The sequence below is a fragment of the Legionella sp. genome, from assembly GCF_965140895.1.
In the GTDB taxonomy this organism is placed as follows: domain Bacteria; phylum Pseudomonadota; class Gammaproteobacteria; order Legionellales; family Legionellaceae; genus Legionella.
In genome coordinates, this window is sequence record NZ_CBCSKT010000063.1 from 41,958 (window position 1) to 60,299 (window position 18,342).

Genomic DNA, 18,342 nt, shown 5'->3' on the forward strand with positions numbered 1-18,342 from the left:
ATAAGGAGTTATTCTTCCTTGGGGGGCCTGCTCATTAAACTATGAACCGCCTCTTTGACACTAACATTCCCTTGTAACAGTGCATTTATATGCTCACAAATGGGCATTTCAATTCGGTTCTGTTGGGCAAGAAAACACACTTGTGCTGCGTTACTTTTTCCTTCCACAACTTGACCAATTTGTTTCTCTGCTTCACTCATACTGGTATTTTTGCCCAAAAGCAAGCCAAACCGGCGATTACGAGACTGATCGTCTGTACAGGTTAATACCAGGTCGCCTACCCCTGCTAAGCCCAGGAAGGTATCGGCATTAGCACCTAAGCTTAGGCCTAAACGACTCATTTCCGCTAAACCTCGAGTAATAATCGCGGCTTTAGCATTAGCCCCATAACCTAAACCATCGCTAATCCCACAACCAATAGCTAAGACGTTTTTAACGGCACCACAGACTTGTAAACCAATTAAGTCATCGCTGAGATAAACTCGAATATTATTATGATGGAGTAATTCGCGAATATTTTTTTGGAACGCTAAATTATTCCCCGCAAGAGTCAAGGCTGTTGGCAAAAAGCCAGCTACCTCTTTGGCAAACGAGGGGCCGCTAATCATGGCAACCGGTAAATCTGGGCCAAAACGTTGCTCTACTAATCGGCTAAGTAGTAAATGACTTTGCGGGTCAATTCCCTTCGTTATCCAGGCTAGGCCTTGGGTTGCTGTCGGTTTATCTATCTTGGAAATAATCTCTGCAAAGGCATGAGAAGGCACTGCAATAATGACATGATCGGCTTCACGCATGCAGTGATGTAAATCCTCTGTCGGAATTAAAGTCTCAGGGAAACTGATATCTGGTAAATAACGAGAGTTCGATTTTTCTTTAACCATAAGGGCAACGTGCGCAGGGTTATGCGCCCACAGCAAAACACGATGCCCTATCTGGGATAAATGAATTGCAACAGCGGTGCCCCATGAACCTGCACCTAATATGGCAATAGTTTTTTTATCCATATGTCTTAGTGAGTAGTAGTTTCTTCTTCAGTTTGGGCGCTTTGTTGCTTTTCTGCAAGTTGTTGCATGTATAAAGCATCAAAATTAATTGGTGCTAATACCAACTGCGGGAAGCTGCCACGAATAACTTGTGATGTAATTGCTTCACGAGCATAAGGGAATAGAATGCTTGGGCAGAAACTATTAAGCAAATGATCTAATTGTTCAGTTGGAGCGCCTTGAATAGTGAAAATACCAGCTTGTTTCACTTCAACCAGGAATGCGACTTCTTTTTGGTTGTTTACAGTAGCAGTTACGGTTAAAACCACTTCGAAAACACCAGCTTCTAATTGGGTTGATGTAGTATTAATATCAAGAGTTAACTCAGGCTCCCATTGTTGTTGGAATACTGCAGGAGTATTTGGCGTTTCAAATGATAAATCTTTAACATAAACGCGTTGGATCATGAATTGAGTTTCAAGGTTTTGTTGTTCTTGGTTTGCTTGTTCAGCCATGATGTTTCTATCCTCTTAGTAATTGATCTAATTTTCCCTGAGCTTTCAGGGCATGCAAATCATCGCAGCCACCAACATGATGACCATTAATGAATATCTGAGGTACAGTATGCCTGTTACTTTTTTGCATCATTTCCTCACGGAGTTCGGGCTGTAAATCCACACGAATTTCTGTAAACACAGCATTTTCTCTGTTTAACAGATCCTTCGCTCTGACACAGTAAGGACAATAACCGGTGGTATAAATAATAACCTCAGCCATAATTACTTCCCTTTTACGATGGGCAAATCAGCGTTTAGCCAAGCGTTCATTCCACCGTTGAGCACAGAAGGTTTGTAACCTTGGGCGCTTATTTTAGTTGCAAAGCCAGGGGATTGTAAGCCGCGCTCACAAACTAAAATAATGGGTTGATTTTTGTATTTATCCATTTTTTTTTGTTCAAAATCGTCATTTTTAGCATTGATTGCGTCAATGATATGTCCTTTCTTAAAGGCTTCTTTGTCACGCAAGTCAATTACTACGGCATTTTCGTTATTGATTAGATCAACCGCAGCTTGTGGTGATAGTTGTTTTGCTTTTTTCTTTTGCGTTATTAATTCATTAAGGAATGTTAGAAATAACACGACGATGAAAAGTAGCCACAGTTGCCAGTGATTTGTTATAAATTGACCTAATTGTTCCATGTTGTACTCATGATTTTTAATAATGAAGCGAATTATCCTCAGAATACGGTATTAACGCAAGTAAAGGAGTTTTTTTCGCGAATTTATAGCCAATTAATGGGGATGCATATAAACAATTCAAGTATTTAGAGCCGGTTTCTTTTCAATAAAACATAAACAGCCCCAGTTCCGCCATCTTTGGGCAGGGCACTATGATAGGCAAGTACATCATCTAATTGGGGTAACCAGCGGTTTACTAAATTTTTGATAACAGGAGGTGCACCCAAGTGCCCCCCTTTACCATGAATAATCAAAAGACAGCGTTTGCCATTTTCTGCCTGGCTATGAATAAATCGACATAATAAGTCGCACGCATTATCAGCTTTTAATCCATGCAAGTCTAAACGACCCTCCCAGGGAATTTTGCCATGTTTCAACTCTTTGAAACGCTGATTAGTCAAGCCTGATTGCACATAGGACAATGTGGTTTGCGACAAAACTGTTTCTTGAATGGTATCGGATAAATAATATTCGGTTCTTTCTTCAATAATGGGTTCTATTCTTTTCCTTCGTGGAATAGGGGGCTTGGGGGGGGATTCGGTCTTTATCCGTTTGTTGTTTTCATTTAATGGTTTGACGCTACGCATGTGTTCGCGAAACAAAGCTTTGTCTTCATCAGACAGAAAGTCATCAACCATTTTTATCAATATTTAAGAGTTATGCTCGAAGTATACTTAAGATCCTTCAAAATGCCAGGTTTACGAGGTACAATCTGTATCTTTTCTGTATAACAGCCACATCCTGGTAACATGGAGTAGGAATGAGTAACTATATTCTTAAAGAAACGGAAGAATTATCTACAGTTTTAGATTTTTTACGTTTTAGTTTGTCTTGTGCTATTGATGCACAATTGTATTATGGTCATGGTACGGACAATGCTTTGGACGACATGCGCTCTTTAATCCTAAGAAGTCTGTCCCTTCCTTACGATATTGATCCTATGCTTCTAAATGGTCGTCTGACGACTAGTGAAAAGAAATTCTTATGCGAGCAATTAGAGAAACGGATTAATCAACGTGTTCCGGTTCCTTACTTAATTAAAGAAGCTTATTTTTGTGATTTACCATTTTACGTGGATGAGCGCGTGTTGATTCCCCGTTCACCTATCGCTGAATTGATTAATCAGCAATTTGCTCCCTGGATTGAGGCGGGTAAAGTTGAGCGTGTATTGGATTTATGCACCGGAAGTGGTTGTATTGCTATCGCTTGTTGCTATGCGTTTCCAGAAGCCCAAGTCGATGCGGTAGATATTTCTAGCGAAGCACTCGCTGTTGCTGCCATTAATTGCGAAGAGCTTGGTGTTGAAGAGCAACTTACTTTAATTGAATCGGATTGTTTCGCCAACGTGCCCAAGGTCCGCTATGATTTAATTGTGAGCAATCCTCCCTATGTTGGTAAGGAAGAAATGCAGACGTTGCCGGATGAATTCCGACATGAACCAGTATTGGCTTTAGAAACAGGCAATAATGGTTTGGCCATTGTGGAAGACATATTAAGAAATGCTCATGAATACCTCAGTGACCATGGGATTTTAGTTGTGGAAGTGGGTAATAGTGAAGAAGCACTAAATGATGCTTATCCTCATGTACCATTTACCTGGTTGGATATGAGTCATGGCGGGCAAGGTGTGTTCTTGTTAACGAAACAGCAATTGGACGAATACTTCAATGTCAGGTAATACCCTTGGAACCTTATTTACCGTCACTACCTTCGGGGAAAGCCATGGTCCGGCTATTGGTTGTATTGTTGATGGTTGTCCTCCAGGCTTAGCGCTGCGTGAAGAGGATATCCAGCCTTTTTTAGATAAGCGTAAACCAGGCCAATCTAAATACACCACGCAACGAAGAGAAGACGATAAGGTACAAATTCTTTCTGGCGTTTTTGAAGGAAAAACGACAGGAACACCAATTGCGTTATTGATCCCGAATATGGATCAACGTTCGCGTGATTATGAGGAAATAAAGAATTTGTTTCGTCCTGGCCATGCGGATTTTACGTATCACCATAAATACGGCCATCGCGACTATAGGGGCGGGGGACGCTCCTCGGCGCGTGAAACAGCGGCTCGAGTCGCTGCCGGAGCGATCGCTCGTTTGTATTTACAGCGTCATTTGCAAGTGGAAATTATTGGTTATCTGGAACAGATGGGTGATTTAGTCTTGCATTTTGATGATGAGCAGGAAATTAATAATAACCCATTTTTTTGTCCGAATAATCAGCAGGTTGACGCACTGGCCGAATATGTTGATAGTTTACGTCGACAAGGTGATTCAGTCGGTGCTCGAGTTAAAGTTGTTGCCAAAAATGTACCTATAGGCTTGGGGGAGCCGGTATTTGATAAACTGGATGCGACCTTAGCTTTTGCAATGATGTCGATTAATGCAGTCAAAGGTGTTGAAATAGGGGCAGGTTTTGCCGCGGTTAACCAGCTAGGTTCGGTTCATCGCGATCAAATGTCACAAGAAGGTTTTTTAAGTAATAATGCCGGTGGAATTTTAGGTGGGATTTCTACTGGGCAAAATATCGAAGTCAGTATGGCTTTAAAACCCACCTCGAGTATTACTACTCCTGGCAAAACAATGAATGTTTTTGGCGAAGAGGTGACTGTTGTGACTAAAGGTCGCCATGATCCCTGCGTGGGAATTAGAGCAGTGCCTATAGCTGAGGCGATGATGGCAATAGTGCTGATGGATCATTATCTACGGCAAAAGGCAATACAATAAAACGAGGGCATAATGAGCATAGAATTAAATGTAGCTATAGTAGGCGTGACAGGGGCTGTTGGCGAAGCTTTTCTAACTGTTTTAGAAGAGCGTCAGTTTCCAATTAAGAATCTTTATCCTTTAGCCAGTTCTCGTTCAGTGGGTAAGACCATTGCGTTTAATAATCGACAATTCGACGTTATGGATTTAGCTGAGTTCGATTTTAGCCAGGCAGATATTGCTTTGTTTTCTGCAGGTGGCGCAGTATCTAAAGAGTATGCTCCTAAAGCTGCAGCAGCCGGTTGTATTGTTATTGATAACAGTTCTTGCTTTCGTTATGAAGATGACATTCCTTTAGTGGTTCCAGAGGTTAATCCGCATCGTATTGCAGACTATAGAAATAGAAACATTATTGCGAATCCTAATTGTTCCACGATTCAAATGGTGGTTGCACTAAAACCGCTTTATGATACAGCAGGGATTTCACGAATTAATGTGGCTACGTATCAATCAGTTTCGGGTACAGGCAAAAAAGCAATTAGTGAGTTGATTTCACAAGTAGGTGATTTGCTCAATGGCAGACCTGCGAAAGTTGATGTTTATCCTCAGCAGATCGCTTTTAATGCGATTCCTCACATTGATCAATTTGAAGAGAACGGCTACACCCGTGAAGAAATGAAGATGGTCTGGGAAACACGTAAAATTATGGAAGATGCAGAGCTTTTAGTTAATCCAACTGCGGTGCGTATACCAGCCATCTATGGGCATTCAGAAGCAATTCATGTGGAATTAAAACGTCCCATGTCGGCTACTGAAGCACGTACTCTTCTTTCTAAAGCCCCTGGAGTACAAGTAGTCGATAACACTGCGAAACCGAGCTATCCCACGGTGATAAAAAATGCAGTAGGGAATGACAATGTATTTGTTGGTCGTATCCGTGAAGACCTTTCTCACCCTAATGGATTAAATTTGTGGGTAGTTGCTGACAATATCCGTAAGGGCGCTGCATTAAATGCGGTGCAAATAGCGGAGATTTTGCAGCGGGAATATTTGTAGCATTTGGTAATTCCTCACCCTGTCACCCTGTTGCGTCACTACAGTCGCAATGACAACGAATGGTTGCATACATAATGTGCCGTCCTTATTGTCACATTGCTTCTGTCTCGCTACATCGTCATTGCGAGCGTAGTGACGCAACCCAAGGCAACGTAGTGAGGAATTTAATTACCAGCAGTCCCTTGAAAAATATTCCCCATGCCCACATTAAATTAATAGTGACATTTTGTTTAACCCCAGATACATTTAACAGAATGTACTGCAATTAGCCATAAAGTTTTTTTAGGTATATACTCAGTAATTATGAGCACTAAAGTAACGATTCCAGATACCAATTTGCCAACAGCCCGTGGGGCTGATGGTAGCTATTTTGCTGCTGAAACCAAAGATATGGAGCGCAGACGACGCCTCATGGAGCAAGATGGGGAGCGCCGAATAGCTCGTGTGAATGCGCGTGAACATAACACCTCGGATAATATTGGAGATACTCCTGAAGAAGCCGCTGATAATGGTATGCTTCAACACCCTTATCTAGATAATCAGCGTTTTGATGGTATTGACCCGAACGTTAATCCCGAGCCTCCTTTAAATTCAGCCGCTCGTCGTGAATACGATAATCAGCGTCGTGAGCAAGAAATGGAGAAGCAATTGCGTTTGGGTAATATGCCCAAATTTAATAAGGCACCTACACCTAGAGGGCCTTACTAATGACCATTGCTAATGACATTATCAGTCATCGCATGCCTGATTTTGATGCCTATGTACGTGCAGGCGAATCTTTAGACGATATTGATGAATATGGTTTTACCCCGCTTATTGAATGCGCGATTACCCGTCAACCTAAAATTGCCGCACAATTGCTTGCGCGTAAAGTTGATGTGAATGGACAAGACGTGACCGGGCATACACCGCTACACTGGGCTGTCGATAATAATGACATCGATATGGTGCGATTATTATTAGAGCATGGCGCTGATGCGAATGCCTACACACGCAATGGGCTTTCCATATTGGTTTATCCCGTATTGCGCGGCCAAGATCCCTTAAAACATTTATTATATCAATATGGGGCACGACTCGATTTTGCTTTAGACTTTATTAATGGCAAACTTTTGGGCCATCGTTTTGAATTACAAGGTGACGTCGATATAGTCAATGCTCAAGGCGAATTTATTGAGTTAGATTATGAAGGCTTTATGCTGGAGTTTACTGTCGCCGTACTGAAGGACTCTTTAAGACGATTTACCAGTAGTTATTCAACACGTCATTTACGCGACTATTTTCCCCTGTTGCACGTAATTATTGATGCTTTTAATGATGCAGCTGAATTATTACAATTGCAACACATACCCATGTTACAAGATCAACATTTTTCCCGCATGCAGCAAATATTACAGGCACCCATGTTGATTCTTCCTGCGGCAAGCCGTGGACACGCCATGGGTTTTATTCGCTTTGGGCAATGGTGGGCAAAAATAGATCGGGGTGAAAATAGCACTAAAGAAGGCACAGTTAATATCTACCAAATTACCCGCCCTGAAGCCATTAACCTAAGTTTTTTACAAAATTTTATGTATAAGAAACAAAGCCGGCGTTATTTTCATCAGCAAATTAATCAGCAGTTGGGCTTAATTCCCGTAGCGCGTATGCCAATTAGTCCTCAAATTGCGGGTAACTGTTCTTGGGCCAACATACAGGCGATAATCCCTGTCGCATATGCCATCCAAGGTATTATCACGCAAAATGCCTTTAATCCAGTACCTGCTATGAAACTCTATGATGAATGGGTGGAATGGGATAAAGATCGTGCGTTGGATGAATGCATACAGCGTTTTTATTTGGCAAGTCCTCAACGAAAGGCAAGTATCGCTGCGATGTTGGGTGGAGTCTTATTTCAAGCTTGCGAATTCAGTCAAATCAAGCACTTAGAACGAGCAGAGAAAATACTACGAATTTTAACTTTGGATGAATATTACTATATTTTAAAAAGTTATCTGACGGAGTATTGTATTAATCGTTTCACTAAAAAAGGGAACAATTTACTCAAGATTCTTGATGATTGCGGTATTAATCCCAACATCGGCGTTAATCCAATTGCTGCTGGGTAGTTTTAGTCACCCAATGCTCAAAATAATCTATACTTAAAAAGAACATTATGACGCTATATTAAACAATAGGTGGTGAGCCTTTTACTCCTGTTGTGAAATTAATAAGGAGATTTTTATGTTACAGTGGGCGGTCATATTTTTACTAGTTGCGATTGTTGCAGGCTTATTCGGTTTTAGAGGTGTTGCTTCAACTGCTACAAACATAGCTAAGATCTTATTCTTTTTATTTATTGTGATATTTATTGTTATGCTGGTTATGAGTTTATTTGGCGCTAGTCCGAACGTTGTACCTTAAGGGCATGTAGCCCGTATTATGCTGCGCTAATACGGGCTACAACGCTTATAACGAAGCCATATCAATCACAAAACGATAACGTACATCACTTTGTATTACGCGTTCATAGGCCTCATTTACTTTCTGCATGGGGATTAATTCAATATCAGAAACGATATTATGTTTCCCACAAAAATCGAGCATTTCCTGGGTTTCTTTTATACCGCCAATCATTGAACCAGCCAAAGTTAAACGCTTGCCAATAAGAGCAAATGCGTGTATTGGGATTTCATCTGAGGGCACGCCAACCACAACCATTGCCCCATCACGTTTGAGCAGGCCTAGGTATTGAGTCCAATCTAATTTAGCCGAAACAGTGCAAATGATAAGATCAAAAGAGTTATTTAATTTAGTAAATGTTTCGGGATTAGAGGTTGCATAAAAGTGATCTGCCCCTAAACGTTTCGCATCTGCTTCTTTGTTCATTGAATGGCTCAACACAGACACATCAGCCCCCATGGCATGGGCGAGCTTTACTCCCATGTGCCCTAAGCCACCTAAACCTAAGATGGCGACCCGTTTTCCAGTGCCTGTATTCCAATGTCTAAGCGGTGAATATAAGGTAATACCAGCACAGAGAAGAGGAGCTGCGGCATCCATCGGTAAATTTTCAGGGACTCGTAACACATAATTTTCATCCACAACGATTTTAGTGGAGTACCCACCTTGAGTAGCCTCACTACCATCACGCGTTCTACTGTTATAGGTTAGTGTTGCTCCCTCATCGCAATATTGCTCTAAATCTTCTTTGCAATTAACACACTTACGACATGAATCAACAAAGCAACCCACACCAACCCGATCTCCTTCTTTAAACTTGGTTACTCCTGAACCAACCTTGCTTACCGTGCCAATGATTTCATGTCCTGGGACCATTGGAAAAGCAGAACCACCCCACTCATCACGAACTTGGTGAATGTCTGAGTGGCAAATGCCACAAAATTGAATATCGATTAAGACATCGTTTTTTCCTACTTCACGACGATTGAATTCATAAGGTATTAATGGTGATTTGGTATCATGGGCTGCATATCCTTTGACAGGTATCATTTTTAGTCCTTTAAGATGTGAGAGTGGATCTAAAGATAGGGTGCTTTGATCTTATCGTCAAGCCTTGTGATTTTAGGTGAAAAGGGGGCGTGTGTCACCTGGAGTTCCTAAAAAAAATGCTGTCTTGACTAAGGGAGAATGCTGGTTAATGGTGCTGATTTAAGTGTCGCATAGCTTATAGAAAGTCGAATTACCGCAGCTTGACCGCGGTAATTCGAGAGTATTATTGGTAAGATAACTACTTTAAGCCAGTGCCACTAGTTGCCAGCAACCAGGCTACAGAAGATTACTTTTCAATTTGTTCTTTAGGGGGGGCTTCCCTTTTTTTATTACCTTCACGTGGTGCGGAAGAACGAGAACCCTGTTGGTTGGTATTCGATCTTCGGCGTTGTTGTTGCTGGCCTGGGTTCGCATTGCTTGCGTTGCCTGCATTGGCAGCTGTATTTCCAGTACGTTGTTGTTGGTTGCTACCGGAACGACGTCTGCGGTTTTGTTGGGGTTTGCGCTCACCACCAGCTCCACGGGAGGTTGATTTCCCTTGGTTTGGATTACGGTTATGCGTTTTTTTCGCATGGCTAGGTGCTGCAGTTGTTGTCGTATCCGTATGTCCACCAAACAAACTTGACCATAAACGCTTAATAAAGCCGTTATGTAGGTTTTTAGGAGTAGGGTGGCCTGCAAATGGTTTTACTGCAGGTTCATCACGAACAGCCGCCTCTTGATCATTACTTGTGACTTGTAATTCAGGTTGCTGAATTAGGCTGTAACTTGGTTTTTTAGTCTTACCTACGTTATCTTCTTTCAAACGAGTAATCGTATACTGTGGTGAATGTAGATAAGGATTAGCGATAATCATTACTGAAACGCTATGTCTTTTTTCAATTTCGCGAATAAAGTTACGTTTTTCATTCATGATGTAGGTAGCCATTTCGGGAGGAAGCTGCACTTGTATTTCAGCGGTCTTCTCCTTTAATGCTTCTTCTTCAATAAGACGGGTAATGGAAAGCCCGTGTGATTGAATATTGCGAACTGTGCCGCGGCCTTCACAGCGTGGGCAAACTTCTTGAGCTGTTTCACCTAATGATAATCTTAGGCGTTGACGCGACATTTCTAATAAACCAAAGCGAGAAATACGACCAACCTGGATGCGTGCTCTATCGGCTTGTAATGCTTCTTTTAAGCGATTTTCAACATCACGCTGGTTCTTGCTTGAGCTCATATCGATGAAATCGATAACCACTAAACCGCCTAAGTCACGTAGACGTAATTGACGTGCAATTTCATCTGCTGCTTCGATATTCGTGTTAAATGCAGTTGCTTCAATATCAGAACCACCAGTAGCTTTAGCTGAGTTAACGTCAATTGAAACCAGAGCTTCAGTTCTATCGATAACTAAGGCACCACCAGAAGGTAGCATTACCTGGCGTTGATAAGCTGTTTCTATTTGGCTTTCAATTTGATAGAAATTAAACAGTGGAATACTACTATTATATAGCTTCAAATTAGGTAAAAACTCAGGTTTTACGCGCTCAATATATTGCTTCGCTTTGATGTAAGAAATCTGATCATCAATGATAATTTCACTGATTGATTTACGCAGATTATCGCGAATAGAACGGATAATTACATCACCTTCCTGATGGATTAGGCAGGGTGATAATTCGCTATTGTAGGCTTGTTTGATGGATTGCCATTGATTACATAACATATCCAAGTCGTCTTGCAATTCTTCTTGGCTTTTGCCCACGCCTGCTGTACGGATAATAAGACCCATATCTTCAGGAAGCGTCAATGCATTCAAGGTTTCACGTAATTCATCACGCTCATCTCCTTCAATACGTCGGGAAATACCGCCTGAACGAGGATTATTCGGCATCAACACCAAATAGCATCCAGCCAAGGTAATAAACGTGGTTAAGGCCGCACCTTTGTTACCGCGCTCTTCTTTGTCTACCTGGATTAATAATTCCTGGCCTTCGCGAATTAACGAAGTAATTGGTGGTTTATCATCACCAAAATCATCAGGATTTCGGCTTAAATATTCAGGTGCAATTTCCTTAAGCGGCAAGAAACCTTGACGTTTTGAACCGTACTCTACAAAAACAGCATCAAGACTTGGCTCTCGACGAGTAACGGTTGCTTTATAAATATTACCCTTTTTCTTTACTTCTCCTGGGCATTCAATGTCCAGGTCAAACAAACGATTGTCTTTAATAAGTGCAACGCGGACTTCTTCAGTTTGCGTGGCATTAATTAACATTTTTTCCATCTGTAACCCCATGTTTAGGGCGCTTTCATTTAAGTTCCGATAGTGTAAGGCTCTATATATCTTAGAGGTTCACTTTTTGAACAGTAAGAAATGTGATCTTTAAGCGAATCCGCAGCCGAGTGGACAGAATTTACGCATGTTCCCTGAATCATCGGAGGTGCATACTGGATAATATACTGAATACGAATCAAACACGTAAAAAGGAGACGTGTAAACGTCTTAATATAATTCGCAGTCGGTATAAAGCATGTCTGGCATGCGTAGGTTTCTGTCAAGTATGTGATCAATTTGTCTCTGGCATATTGGTTCGCTTCCTTATATCTTTAAGCTTAAATGGAAGCGCGATTTTTCTGTAACTAATTGCCTTATACCCTGTTATCCTTGTGCTGCGTTGTGTTTGCAGACTCAAAATTGGGCCTGATGATAAATTCACGTTCTAAGCCAAATGGCTCTAATAGTGAATTATAAACAGATACCCTGGCAGTGCGGTAAATAGTTACGCTTTTTTTATATTTATGCGTTATAATTCGGTTGCATGGGATTATTCCCATGCTACAGGCGATCATATCAAAAAAAACACGCCCAGAAAACAGGTTTATTGACAATGAATGAAGTAAGTTATAGAGAAATAAGTAATGAAGAAGAAGGACAACGTCTGGATAATTACTTAATCCGAATTTTAAAGGGCGTACCTAAAAGCCACATCTACCGAATTATTCGAGGTGGCGAGGTTCGTGTTAATAAGAAGAGAGCCCAGGTTAGCTCTCGTTTGCATGCGGGAGATATGGTTCGTATTCCACCAATTCGTATTTCAGAATCCAAAGAGGTATTCGTTGGTGATGCCATGGCAAAACGCCTTAAAGAATGCGTTATTTATGAAGACGCATGTTTTTTAGTGATTAACAAGCCTTCGGGCATTGCCGTACACGGTGGTAGTGGTTTAAGCCTAGGTGTTATTGAAGCACTAAGAAAAACCAGACCCGATCTGGCGTATTTAGAATTAATTCATCGCTTGGATAGAGAAACTTCAGGCTGTCTTTTGCTGGCTAAAAAGAGAAGTACTCTAAGAGCCATGCATGCTTTGCTGGAAGCCCGTGAAGTACAGAAGACTTATTGGGCATTATTAACCCATCGTTGGGAAGGAAAAAAACAATTAACCGTGCGCGCAGCCCTAGAAAAAAATACGTTGAAATCCGGCGAGCGTGTAGTTTCGGTAAGCGATGAGGGTAAAGCTTCAGAAACCGGATTTAAATTACTCGAGAATTACCAACAGGCATGTTGGGTTGAGGCAAGTCCAAAAACAGGACGTACTCATCAAATTCGAGTTCATAGTGCACATTTAGGACATGTTATTGTTGGTGATGAAAAGTATGGATCTATTGCAGGAGAGGTAGAAGGCATAGATAATCGACATCATCGTCTTTATTTGCATGCACGTTCCATCCAATTTGAATTGAATGGAACTAAACATTTCTTTCAAGCTGATGCAGATGAAGTCTTTTCTAACACACTAAAACAATTGCGTGCGAGGAGTGTAGTGAGCAATGAGCAATCATTATGATTTGGTAGTGTTTGATTGGGAAGGCACTATTGCAGACACTTTAGGCGCAGTATTTCATACTGTTGCTGTAGAAGCAGATTTACTCGGTTTTGGAACTTTTGAGCCTGAAGAGGCAAGGAAACATGTGGACCTTGGTTTAGAACGCGCATTAGTAAAAGCATACCCGCATTTGTCTGCTTTGGAACATGAGCAGTTAATACATGCGGTACACCGCTCAATGCATACACGGTCGTTGGATGTTTTTTTAATTCCCGGAGTCCGCGAATTTATTCAGCAACTACATGATGCACATATAAAGATGGCTGTTGCCACCAACAAGGGGCATCAGTCATTAACGCGTGCATTACAAACTACAGGTCTTGATGAATTCATTAAGGTTACGCGTTCCGCAGGGCAGGTGCCAGCAAAACCACACCCGCAGATGCTAGAAGAAATTATTGATGAAGTGGGTGGGTGTGCAGCGACTACCTTAATGATAGGTGATTCCATTACTGATGTAGAAATGGCAAAAAGCATCCAGGTTAATGCCATCGGCGTTGATTTTTATCATCAACAAGAAAGCGCATTAAAAGCAGCAGGTGCTTTGGCCGTATTTGATGACTATAAATTATTTGCTGACTATTTACATTTATAAAATATAACGGATTATTTAGGTTATTGCCCGAAAATTAAGGGATGATTGCAGGAGTGTAGCCCGTATTAGCGAGGCGTAATGGGGGAGGCCTGATCCCCATCCCGGATTACGCTGCGCTTTATCCAGGCGTCAGTAGATAAAGTTTTAAATTATTGAAAGACAGAGAGAGCACTATATTTTTTCGTTAATATCATCCTTAATACATCTGCTGATGTTTACTAGGATTATGTCTGCAAAGGGAGTATCAAACATTGAGTACATTAACCAGTTTACCTAATTTATTAACCTTACTTCGTATCGTATTGATTCCGGTGTTGATAGTTATTTTTTATTTACCTGTTAAATGGGCAGGCACTGTATCTGCAGGTATTTTTGCTGCAGCCAGTTTTACGGATTGGCTCGACGGTTATTTGGCACGTAAGTTACACATGATGTCACCGCTAGGGGCTTTTTTAGATCCGGTGGCTGATAAACTTCTGGTTTCAACCAGTTTATTGCTTTTAGTCGGTGTTAAGGATCTTAATTACATCACTATTCCTGCAATAATCATTGTGGGCAGAGAAATTGTAATTTCAGCATTAAGAGAATGGATGGCAGAAATTGGTAAACGAGCCAGTGTTGCGGTGGGTTATGTTGGAAAAGTAAAAACATTTTTACAAATGGCGGCATTGTTTTTGTTATTAGCTTTTAATCCTGTAAATTCCTGGTGGGGAATATTTGGGTTTATTTTGTTATATGTGGCCGCGATTTTAACCATTTGGTCTATGGTTATTTACCTCTCTATAGCATGGCCAGAATTATCGAAAAAAAATTAAATTATTTGTTGACAGGATCCGATAATCCTGTAAAATGCACACCCATGGAGACGCGGGAATAGCTCAGTTGGTAGAGCACAACCTTGCCAAGGTTGGGGTCGCGAGTTCGAGTCTCGTTTCCCGCTCCAAATTTAAAGCGACAAAAAAGTCGCTTTTTTTTTAGAGCAGCATACAAGTGGTACATGCATCGCAGTATCAGTTGGCTGTGTGGCAGAGTGGTTATGCAGCGGCCTGCAAAGCCGTGGACGCCGGTTCGATTCCGGCCTCAGCCTCCAAACAAGAAAAAAAGCCCAGGTGGCGAAACAGGTAGACGCAAGGGACTTAAAATCCCTCGGTGGTAACACCATGCCGGTTCGATTCCGGCCCTGGGCACCAATTACATATTTTGTAATGGTTCGCAAGAGTTCAAATCAGTATCTAACTGATTGATTAATAATAAAATAACATCGATTTTTCTCTATCAAATCTTTCTCAACGATTCGTTAATTTTCGTATTTAACCGCGCGTACTTTGGGTAAGATTTTGGGTAAACTTTTTTATCCCTTTGCTCCAAGGTCACCGCTTTGTTGAGGTGATTACAATGTTATCAGATACTCAAATCAGATCTTTAAAGATAGAAGATGGAAAACGTCATACTGATCGTGATGGATTAGTGTTAGAACTTAGACCCAGCAAGAAAAAACTCAATAAAGTCTTCATTTTTCGTTTCCAGTGGGATAAAAAGCCTCAGACTATCACTATTGGAAATTATCAAAGTATTAGTCTTGCTGAAGCTCGTGACATCGCTTTGTCTTATCGAAATTTGGTTAATAAGGGAATTGACCCAAGAGCAAATCATGATGGAGCAGAGCAAGCACAATTAACTTTGGGCTTAATAGCTGATCAATGGTTTCAAAAATATAAATCCTCCTGGAAGGATTTTGCAAGAAATCGCCATGAAAAAAGCATTTCACGTGATATGTCATCTTTAGGTAATAAACCCATCGATGATATAACAAAAACTGATTTGTTAAATATTATTAAACCCCACGAAGACCTAGGTCATCATGATGTAGCACATCGCTTATATGCCAGACTGCAAAGTATATTTGAATTTGCAGTTGGGTCATCACTTACTACTAATTATCCTTTTATTGGTTTAAAAAAGGTTTTAATGCCTAAACCAAAGGTTAAGAATCAGCCTGCTATAAACGCAAATGAAGCTCATAAAATGATGATGGTTATTAAAAAAACTAACTCCACAAAAATTGTATATGGAATTATTGGCGCATGTATTTACAAGGCCATCAGAACTACGCGAAGCAAAATGGTCTGAATTTGATTTACAAAAAGCAGAATGGAATATTCCCGCAGCGCGAATGAAGATGGGGCTAGCTCACAGGGTTCAAGGTGTGAGGGGCGTTTATTTACGTGCGGACTTTAAGCAAGAGCGCAGGCTTCTTATGGAATGGTATAGCAATTGGTTACTGTGTGATGACAATAATCAAATCCAAATAAATGAACTAACGGAGAAATTATAATGACTGAACTTTATGAAGATTCTGTACGATCACAACAAATGATAAATCGAATATTACATACAGATGTTAAAATTAATGCGAACAGCTTATCTTTAGTACCAGTTTATTTGCAATTATGTGATTTAATTAAGCAGGATATTTCAATAGAGCACGTAAACATAATCAATTTATTGGGCCTAGGCTATACATAGCAGCGATACATCAATGGTATGAAGATAAATTATGGCTGTTTGACCTTGTTGGTTCAGCAAGGTCCGAAAGATTGTTGGATGTTTTTTTATACGCTCGCCAACGTTATGGAGTTGACGTTTTTATCATTGATTCGCTAATGAAATTGGATATTGCTGATGATGATTATAACGTTCAAAAGATATTTATGGATCAGCTGTGTGATTTTAAAAACAAACATAATTGCCAAGTTCATATTGTAGTTCATCCTAGAAAAGGATTTGATGAATCAAAACCCCCAAGTAAATTAGATATTAAAGGTACTGGTACAATCTCTGATCTAGCTGATAACTGCTTTATTATTTGGCGTAATAAAGAAAAGGAACGTTTAATGCAAGCCAAGGTTAGCGGGGTAATATTAGATGAAAAAGAAGAAAAAATTATCAATTCAGCAGACTGCAAATGGATTTGTGATAAACAACGTAATGGTGATTGGGAGGGTGTGCTCGGTTTTTGGTTTCATGCAAATTCTCTACAATATTTATATGCTGTAGATCAAAGACCAATCCGATTTGTTCAATACTCTTCAAGGCATGCTATTGACACAGAGTAATAGAAGTTTTTGAAGTTTCTATTTTTTCAGGCTATAAAAAGGAGGCATTAATGAAAAGTAAAGGCGGAAGACCTCGAAAACTAACCCATGAAATAAAAAATGCCATTGTTGAAGGAATAGAAAAAGGCTTCACTTTAAAAGTTGCATGTAAATATGCAGGGGTATCATACGCTTCATTAGCAAATTGGAAAAGGCTTGCGAAAACAGAGGACGTGGACGCAGTACTATATCAGGACTTAATTACTAGCATTGATGTAACAATGCGCCTACTATTGTGCCACCAACGTAGGCAACAAGCATTCTCTACGCATAGACAAAATTTAAAATTTAACGAACCTAAAAAAAGGAGCTATCAGACTAAAAAAGAAATTGAAGCTCAAAATATTTTTAATCTTTTTGAGCGTTTAGTTATTTTAGAACAAAGAAGATTGGTCTGCATGAGCAAAAGAAGAGCGTTCAGTAACAGTACTTTAATTTTCATTGATTACCTTAACAACAGGATAAGAAATTAGATAGTGGCTTCCAATTATTATTGTTTTTGTCGAGCTTTCTTATGAGGCTCTGGAATAGAACCATTTACCACAAATGGTCTTTATTTGACCATTTGTGGTAAATGGTAAGGAATCCTTACTATATTGTCAAGGAAAAAACTAAGAATCTCTTACTTATATTCCTATTTAAATAATCGAGCTAAGAGAGATGGTTGATTCACCTCTACCCAAAAGATTAAAAGAAGCCAGAAAAATCGCGAAGATATCTCAAAGAAAGTTAGGAGTGGCTTCAGGGATGGATGAATTTTCAGCTGGTCCTCGCATGAATCAATATGAGACAGGGAAACATACTCCTGATTTCCTTACATTGAAGCGTATTGCTGATGTGCTTCTTGTTCCCACTGGATATTTTTATACTGAAGATGATCGTTTAGCCGAAATAGTAAGAATTTTGGGGCAGCTTGATAATAATCAACAAATAAAGATCTATAATGCCATAGTTGCAGAAGTCTCAGTAGGTAAAAGGGTTTAATTAAGAAACATGTTGATAGGTAGATAATAATTGAAAAAATACTAAAACAAGCGATAATCTAACTAAGAAAACCCACCAAGGCTATGCTCACAGAGTATCCTCAAACCGGTGGGTTACTTTTTTAAGGAGCAAGCCAGATTGTTATTCGAGCATGGTTTAATTATACAAAACGATACTGACCAATATTTAATCTCAGATTCCGCACCAAATAATCGATTAATTCCGAATTAGCTAACAGTATAATTTTTTACCACCAGTAAGTTGACTC

At 40.2% G+C, this 18,342-nt stretch carries 20 protein-coding genes and 3 tRNA genes; 16 read left to right on the top strand and 7 right to left on the bottom strand.

Annotation, left to right across the window (positions count from 1 at the left end; translation table 11 throughout):
* Window positions 1-8: 8 nt before the first annotated feature.
* The 5 genes from ACQY7T_RS08455 to ACQY7T_RS08475 all read right to left on the bottom strand — a co-directional run bounded on the left by ACQY7T_RS08455 (window position 9) and on the right by ACQY7T_RS08475 (window position 2,859).
* Window positions 9-1,004 carry an NAD(P)H-dependent glycerol-3-phosphate dehydrogenase gene (locus tag ACQY7T_RS08455; RefSeq protein WP_428412611.1) on the bottom strand — a complete coding sequence of 332 codons (996 nt, stop codon included), beginning with the start codon at window positions 1,002-1,004 and terminating at the stop codon, window positions 9-11.
* 5 nt (window positions 1,005-1,009) lie between these two features.
* Entirely contained in the window at window positions 1,010-1,498 is a 489-nt protein-coding gene (gene secB, locus ACQY7T_RS08460; RefSeq protein ID WP_428412613.1) for a protein-export chaperone SecB, read from the bottom strand.
* A 7-nt stretch (window positions 1,499-1,505) separates the two neighbouring features.
* Window positions 1,506-1,760 carry a glutaredoxin 3 gene (gene grxC / locus ACQY7T_RS08465; protein WP_428412615.1) on the bottom strand — a complete coding sequence of 85 codons (255 nt, stop codon included), beginning with the start codon at window positions 1,758-1,760 and terminating at the stop codon, window positions 1,506-1,508.
* A gap of 2 nt (window positions 1,761-1,762) precedes the next feature.
* Window positions 1,763-2,182, bottom strand: a complete 420-nt coding sequence (locus ACQY7T_RS08470) for a rhodanese-like domain-containing protein (RefSeq protein WP_428412617.1) — start codon at window positions 2,180-2,182, stop codon at window positions 1,763-1,765.
* 125 nt (window positions 2,183-2,307) lie between these two features.
* Window positions 2,308-2,859, bottom strand: coding sequence for a Smr/MutS family protein (locus ACQY7T_RS08475; protein WP_428412619.1), 552 nt, complete (start codon window positions 2,857-2,859; stop codon window positions 2,308-2,310).
* Between the two features lie 122 nt (window positions 2,860-2,981).
* Here ACQY7T_RS08475 and prmB point away from each other — a divergent pair, with 122 nt between their 5' ends.
* From prmB to ACQY7T_RS08505, 6 genes are all read left to right on the top strand, one after another.
* Window positions 2,982-3,899: a 50S ribosomal protein L3 N(5)-glutamine methyltransferase gene (gene prmB / locus ACQY7T_RS08480; protein ID WP_428412621.1), complete on the top strand. Its 918-nt coding sequence runs from the start codon at window positions 2,982-2,984 to the stop codon at window positions 3,897-3,899.
* A complete protein-coding gene (gene aroC, locus ACQY7T_RS08485) occupies window positions 3,889-4,944 on the top strand; it encodes a chorismate synthase (RefSeq protein ID WP_428412623.1) in 1,056 nt (351 codons plus the stop codon). The genes prmB and aroC overlap by 11 nt, the downstream gene beginning before the upstream one ends.
* A gap of 12 nt (window positions 4,945-4,956) precedes the next feature.
* Entirely contained in the window at window positions 4,957-5,979 is a 1,023-nt protein-coding gene (locus tag ACQY7T_RS08490) for an aspartate-semialdehyde dehydrogenase (RefSeq protein WP_428412625.1), read from the top strand.
* Between the two features lie 303 nt (window positions 5,980-6,282).
* The gene (locus ACQY7T_RS08495) at window positions 6,283-6,687 is read left to right on the top strand and encodes a hypothetical protein (RefSeq protein ID WP_428412627.1); all 405 of its coding nucleotides are present in this window, start codon (window positions 6,283-6,285) and stop codon (window positions 6,685-6,687) included.
* Window positions 6,687-8,087, top strand: a complete 1,401-nt coding sequence (ankH, locus tag ACQY7T_RS08500) for a Dot/Icm T4SS effector AnkH/LegA3 (RefSeq protein ID WP_428412629.1) — start codon at window positions 6,687-6,689, stop codon at window positions 8,085-8,087. The genes ACQY7T_RS08495 and ankH overlap by 1 nt, the downstream gene beginning before the upstream one ends.
* Before the next feature lie 115 nt (window positions 8,088-8,202).
* Window positions 8,203-8,382, top strand: coding sequence for a DUF1328 domain-containing protein (locus tag ACQY7T_RS08505; RefSeq protein WP_428412631.1), 180 nt, complete (start codon window positions 8,203-8,205; stop codon window positions 8,380-8,382).
* 45 nt (window positions 8,383-8,427) lie between these two features.
* On the opposite strand, the gene ACQY7T_RS08510 is transcribed toward ACQY7T_RS08505, so the two are convergent.
* Together ACQY7T_RS08510 and ACQY7T_RS08515 are read right to left on the bottom strand one after the other, a co-directional pair.
* Entirely contained in the window at window positions 8,428-9,471 is a 1,044-nt protein-coding gene (locus tag ACQY7T_RS08510; protein ID WP_428412633.1) for an NAD(P)-dependent alcohol dehydrogenase, read from the bottom strand.
* A gap of 286 nt (window positions 9,472-9,757) precedes the next feature.
* Window positions 9,758-11,740 carry an Rne/Rng family ribonuclease gene (locus ACQY7T_RS08515; protein ID WP_428412635.1) on the bottom strand — a complete coding sequence of 661 codons (1,983 nt, stop codon included), beginning with the start codon at window positions 11,738-11,740 and terminating at the stop codon, window positions 9,758-9,760.
* A 604-nt stretch (window positions 11,741-12,344) separates the two neighbouring features.
* Here ACQY7T_RS08515 and ACQY7T_RS08520 point away from each other — a divergent pair.
* From ACQY7T_RS08520 to ACQY7T_RS08565, 10 genes are all read left to right on the top strand, one after another.
* On the top strand, window positions 12,345-13,301 hold the full coding sequence (locus ACQY7T_RS08520; protein ID WP_428412637.1) for an RluA family pseudouridine synthase: 957 nt from the start codon (window positions 12,345-12,347) through the stop codon (window positions 13,299-13,301).
* The gene (locus ACQY7T_RS08525; protein WP_428412639.1) at window positions 13,285-13,935 is read left to right on the top strand and encodes an HAD family hydrolase; all 651 of its coding nucleotides are present in this window, start codon (window positions 13,285-13,287) and stop codon (window positions 13,933-13,935) included. Before ACQY7T_RS08520 ends, ACQY7T_RS08525 begins: the two co-directional genes overlap by 17 nt.
* A 251-nt stretch (window positions 13,936-14,186) precedes the next feature.
* On the top strand, window positions 14,187-14,750 hold the full coding sequence (gene pgsA, locus ACQY7T_RS08530) for a CDP-diacylglycerol--glycerol-3-phosphate 3-phosphatidyltransferase (RefSeq protein ID WP_428412641.1): 564 nt from the start codon (window positions 14,187-14,189) through the stop codon (window positions 14,748-14,750).
* Between the two features lie 52 nt (window positions 14,751-14,802).
* Window positions 14,803-14,878 (top strand) — tRNA-Gly (locus tag ACQY7T_RS08535).
* A gap of 73 nt (window positions 14,879-14,951) precedes the next feature.
* Window positions 14,952-15,025, top strand: a tRNA-Cys gene (locus ACQY7T_RS08540).
* A gap of 13 nt (window positions 15,026-15,038) precedes the next feature.
* A tRNA-Leu gene (locus ACQY7T_RS08545) sits at window positions 15,039-15,125 on the top strand.
* A 205-nt stretch (window positions 15,126-15,330) separates the two neighbouring features.
* Window positions 15,331-16,065: a tyrosine-type recombinase/integrase gene (locus tag ACQY7T_RS08550; RefSeq protein ID WP_428412643.1), complete on the top strand. Its 735-nt coding sequence runs from the start codon at window positions 15,331-15,333 to the stop codon at window positions 16,063-16,065.
* Window positions 16,066-16,598: 533 nt separating this feature from the next.
* Window positions 16,599-17,051: a hypothetical protein gene (locus ACQY7T_RS08555; RefSeq protein WP_428412645.1), complete on the top strand. Its 453-nt coding sequence runs from the start codon at window positions 16,599-16,601 to the stop codon at window positions 17,049-17,051.
* A 50-nt stretch (window positions 17,052-17,101) separates the two neighbouring features.
* The gene (locus ACQY7T_RS08560; protein WP_428412647.1) at window positions 17,102-17,563 is read left to right on the top strand and encodes a transposase; all 462 of its coding nucleotides are present in this window, start codon (window positions 17,102-17,104) and stop codon (window positions 17,561-17,563) included.
* 187 nt (window positions 17,564-17,750) lie between these two features.
* Window positions 17,751-18,074, top strand: a complete 324-nt coding sequence (locus tag ACQY7T_RS08565; RefSeq protein WP_428412649.1) for a helix-turn-helix domain-containing protein — start codon at window positions 17,751-17,753, stop codon at window positions 18,072-18,074.
* Window positions 18,075-18,342 lie beyond the last annotated feature (268 nt).